Genomic DNA, 227 nt, shown 5'->3' with positions numbered 1-227 from the left:
CAGATCATCACAATTCAGATTCAGCAGTTCAATTTTTTCTTTCGCGACTCTTTCTGCCGGAAGATTAATTGCGGATGACTGAATTACGGATGACCGAATTGCAGACAAAAGAAAAAGCCCTCTGCTTTCGCAGAGGGCTTCGTCTCTATTTGATGCCTGGCAGTTCCCTACTCTCGCATGGGGAGACCCCACACTACCATCGGCGCTACGGCGTTTCACTTCTGAGT

General features: G+C 48.0%; 1 rRNA gene. It reads right to left on the bottom strand.

Going from position 1 to position 227, the window contains the following annotated elements:
• Positions 1-154 precede the first annotated feature (154 nt).
• Positions 155-227 (bottom strand): 5S ribosomal RNA (gene rrf, locus AC07U6_RS13405); the annotation flags it as partial.

It is taken from the genome of Erwinia sp. GW821-FHT03D09 (assembly GCF_059420805.1).
Note: the sequence above shows the minus strand (reverse complement) of the source record. Positions and strands in the feature narration are given on the sequence as shown.